Raw genomic sequence first — 3,757 nt, forward strand, 5'->3', positions numbered from 1 at the left:
ACCGGCACCTTCGACGGCCCGACGCGCCCTTCCGCGACCGGTATCGCGGTGCTGCGGCGGGCCGTGGAGCTGGGCGTGAACCACATCGACACCGCCGGGTTCTACGGCAGGGGCGGCGTACGGGCCAACGAGCAGATCCGTACGGCCCTGGCCCCGTACCCCGCCGACCTGGTCATCGCGACGAAGGTCGGCCCGCTGCCCGGACCGGACGGTGTGCCGAGCGGGCAGGCGACGCCCGACCAGCTGCGCGGGCTCGTCGAGACCGATCTGCGTACCCTCGGGCTCGACCGGCTCGACCTGGTGTATCTGCGGGTCGGCGGGATGACGGGGCCGGGCGGGGAGTCGATCGCGGACCGGTTCGCGGCGCTCGCCGAGCTGCGCGACGAGGGCCTGATCCGGCACCTGGCCATCAGCAACGTCGACGCGGCCCAGTTCGCGGAGGCCCGTACGGTCGCGCCCGTCACGGCGGTGCAGAACAAGTACGCCGACGACAGCGCGCTCCTCGCCGAGTGCGAGGCGGCGGGTATCGCCTACGTGCCGTACTTCCCGCTCGGCGGTGGCGGCACCCCGCTCGACACCGAACGGCTCGGCAGGGTCGCCGCCCGCCGGGGCGCCACCACGGCGCAGATCGCCATCGCCGCGCTGCTCGCGAGGTCACCGTCGGTGCTGGCGATCCCCGGCACCGGCACGCTCGCTCATCTGGAGGAGAACGTCGCGGCGGGCGACATCGATCTGGGCGACGAGGACCTGTCCGAGCTGCGCGGCTGACCGTACGGGGACGGGTACGGAGTCGGTCTCAGGTCTCAGGTCTCAGGTCTCAGGTCGGGATGGGTTTGATCTTGCTGCAGTTCTTCCATTCGACCCAGGGCCGCGCCCCGCCGTTCTTCGGCCCCGTCGCGTACATCGGGTCGCCGGTGATCGTCTGGTTCTTCTCCTCGTGGGTGATGTCGATCCCGAAGAGCTTGAACCCGAGCGTGAACTGCCCGGCGGAGATACCGAAGCCGATGCCCAGCGAGGCGTTCCACCAGTCGGTGTTGGCCTTGTAGTCGAGCTTGCTCAGCTTGCCCTTGTCGTACAGCAGCCGTTCCAGCGGGCTCGCGTCGGGGCCCGGCACCTTCGCCGCGTCGCTGGGGGTGGGCAGCGGGTTCTTGGCGGGGTGGTCGCCGTTGCCGCGCAGCCAGTCCTCCACGGTGGTGCTGTCGGCGTCGTTGTCGAGGATGAGTTCGGCGGTCTCGGTGTGGATCTGCGAGTTGGTGGACCCGCCACCGCCGCCGACGTCGATCGTCACGGGCCCGGCGTTGGCACCGCCCTCGACCTTGACGCCGCCGCCCCCGCCGGCCTCCTCGCTGGTGGTGATCATCAGCTTCTCCGGGCGGTGCGCCTTGCCGTCCGCCTCCTCCTGGTCGTAGGTCGCCGCGTCGTAGGTGACGGCCACCTGCTGCATCTTCTCGCCGGTGGCGATCCCGCCCGCGCCACCCGCGCCCTTGACGGTGAAGGTGTAGATGAAGGTGATCTTCCCGGCGTCGGGGCCGGTGTTGGCGCGCATGACGACGACGTCCTCGGTCATCGTGCCGTTGGCCAGCTCACCGGATATCTTCCCGAGGTCCTTGGGACCGCCGTCCTTGCCACCGCCCTTGCCGCTGCCCTTGAACTTTCCACCGAAGTTCGCGTTGCCGGACGCCTCGACGGAGGTCTTGGTGATGTCGACGTCCGGCGCCCTCTCGGGCGGCAGATCGGGCTTCTTCTTGCCGGCGTGGTAGCCGCAGATCATCCCGAGTTCGGAGGAACGCGGCCCGGCGGGGCGGGAGTTGCACTCGTCCTGGGCCTTCAGATACTCGGTGAACTGCTTGGCGTCCTCAAGGTTGAGTTCGAGGTCCTTCTGCGTGTCACCGGTCTTGTTCCCGGAGAAGAGCCACTGCCCGCCGCTGCCGCTGCCCTTCTGGTACGTACCGCTCAGCTTGGCGCTGCCGCCCCAGTCCTCCAGACCGCGGATGCCGGCGGAGATGCTGGCCGTGACGCCGCCGCCGACCTCGGTGATCCGCTCCAGGGTGACCGTGCCGTCCGACCACTGCTGGAGTTTGACCGTCTCCGAGCTGCTGATCTTGATGAAGAAGATCTGCACGACGACGGTGGTCTTGGTCTGATCCTGCGACAGCAGACACCTCGTGGGCTCGAACGGGTCGCCGTTCGGTACGAAGGGATCCCCGCCCTCTCCTCCACCACCGCCGCCGTCGCCGCCCTCGCCCTCGCCCTCGTCGCCCGCGTAGTCGCCGGTGGCGCAGGCCTCGTCCCCGCTCATCGGATGGAGTACGCGGCACACCGCGCTCTTCAGCCCGGTCGCCTCGTCGGCCGGTACGGCCAGGCCGACGATCGCCGCGACGACCGCGGCCACGACCCCGAACATCGCGGCGTACTCGGCCCCGCTCTGCCCCCGGTCACGCCAGTCGCGCCGGTCGCCCCAGCCGCGCCGGTCACGCCGGTCCCGTCGTCGCCACCGACTCCGTCGGCCTCTGTCCTGCTGCCGCCCGTCACACACCCGAATCTCCCGCCCCACGCCGTAACTGCCCCCGAGCGGCAGCAGCGTAGGTACAGGTCAGGGCCTATACGCAGGGCCCACGGACCCACTCGGGGGCCCGCTCGGGGCCGAGCGGGCAGGTGTTCATCTGCCGGTTGACCAGGGGCCGTTCCAAGGTCGTCAGCCATCAAGCGAACGCGGCGGACGCAGTGCCCGAAGCTCGCGGATCAACGCGCGGACGGCGACCGTCGTCGCCAGTTCGGGCGTGGTGACGTAACCGATGGAACGGGTGGGCCGCCCGGCGCCGAGGTCGGTGGTTTCGGTCGTCGGCGGTGCGCCCGTCAGCGACAGCGCGGGCATGATCGCCATGCCGAGTCCGCTGCTCACGATCGAGAGCACCGTCCCGTCGTCCTCGGCCTGGACCGTCGCGCTCGGGATCCAGTCCTGCTCGGACCACCAACTCCGGGTGTACGAGGAGCAGTTCTCCGCCCAGTCGACCAGCGGCAGCGAGCGCGGGTCCGGATGGCCTGCGGGGTGGACCAGGGCGTACGGCTCCTCCAGGAGTACGTCCCCGACCAGCCCCTGCGGCACCGGCGAACTCGTACCGATCGTCGCGATCCCCACGTCCGCGCGCCCCTCGGCGACCTCCCCGGCCGTACCGGCGCCGATCTCCCTGACGACCCGCACCGTCGCCTCGATGCCGGGGTGCCGTACGGCCAGGGCTTCCAGGGCGCGCGGCAGCAGATGCAGGGCGGCGCCCCGGAACGCGGCGATGCGCAGCGGCCCCTCGACGGTGTCGCCGCCGTCCGGGCCCGCCCCGGCCCCGCGCGCCTCCGCGACGAGCGTGTCCAGCATCCGCAGCACCCGCCGCGCGTGCGCGACCGCCTTGGCGCCGGCCGCCGTGGGGCGCGCGCCGTACCGGCCGCGCTCGAACAGGACGGCGCCCACCTTGCGTTCGACGCCGCGCACCGCGTGCGAGACGGCGGACTGTGTCATGCCGAGCGTCGCGGCAGCCGCCGAGAAGCCGCCGTCGGCGGCGACGGCCACGAGGGTGCGCAGCTCCTGCGGCGAGAGGTCAGCGGTCACAGGGGGCTCCTGCCTGCGGGTATGAGCACGCCTCATGGATGCGGGCGTTCCATGAGCGCAACCCGCTGCCCGGCGCTCGCATTCCTCCCTACGGTCACGTGGCATGACCGCATCCACCGCCACCACCACTGCCCCCGCCATCGCCGTGCACCAGAT

General features: G+C 71.4%; 3 protein-coding genes. 1 reads left to right on the forward strand and 2 read right to left on the reverse strand.

What is annotated here, in order from left to right:
* Nucleotides 1–768: aldo/keto reductase (locus tag BHU15_RS27120; RefSeq protein ID WP_069629589.1), on the forward strand; the 768-nt coding region annotated here is incomplete at its 5' end.
* A 49-nt stretch (nt 769–817) separates the two neighbouring features.
* On the opposite strand, the gene BHU15_RS27125 is transcribed toward BHU15_RS27120, so the two are convergent.
* Both BHU15_RS27125 and BHU15_RS27130 read right to left on the reverse strand, forming a co-directional pair.
* A complete protein-coding gene (locus BHU15_RS27125; RefSeq protein ID WP_107422938.1) occupies nt 818–2,392 on the reverse strand; it encodes a hypothetical protein in 1,575 nt (524 codons plus the stop codon).
* Nucleotides 2,393–2,695: 303 nt separating this feature from the next.
* Entirely contained in the window at nt 2,696–3,601 is a 906-nt protein-coding gene (locus tag BHU15_RS27130; protein ID WP_255293229.1) for a LysR family transcriptional regulator, read from the reverse strand.
* Nucleotides 3,602–3,757: the final 156 nt, after the last annotated feature.

Source organism: Streptomyces niveus (genome assembly GCF_001723055.1).
GTDB classification, from domain to species: Bacteria; Actinomycetota; Actinomycetes; order Streptomycetales; family Streptomycetaceae; genus Streptomyces; species Streptomyces niveus.